General features: G+C 64.8%; 1 pseudogene. It reads left to right on the top strand.

Going from position 1 to position 301, the window contains the following annotated elements:
• A pseudogene (locus EN807_RS34365) lies at nucleotides 1-301 on the top strand (2-oxo-hepta-3-ene-1,7-dioic acid hydratase); the annotation flags it as partial.

The following is a 301-nucleotide window of genomic DNA, read 5'->3' as shown; positions in this document are numbered from 1 at the left end:
ATCAAGGGCTGGAAGATCGGCCTGACCTCGAAGGCGATGCAGTCGGCGCTCAGCATCGACATTCCAGACTCGGGCATTCTGTTCGACGACATGTTCTTCGAGGACGGCGCCACGGTTCCGGCCGGCCGCTTCATCCAGCCGCGGATCGAGGCCGAGATCGCCTTCGTCATGAAGGCGCCGCTCGCCGGCCCGGACGTGTCTGTCGACGACGTGCTCGACGCCACCGACCATATCACGCCGGCGCTGGAGATCCTCGACACCCGCATCGAGCGGATGAACAAGGAGACCGGCAGGATCCGCA

It is taken from the genome of Mesorhizobium sp. M5C.F.Ca.ET.164.01.1.1, from assembly GCF_004792125.1.
In the GTDB taxonomy this organism is placed as follows: domain Bacteria; phylum Pseudomonadota; class Alphaproteobacteria; order Rhizobiales; family Rhizobiaceae; genus Mesorhizobium; species Mesorhizobium wenxiniae.
The sequence above is the reverse complement of the archived record's forward strand: the minus strand, read 5'-3'. Positions and strand labels throughout refer to the sequence as shown.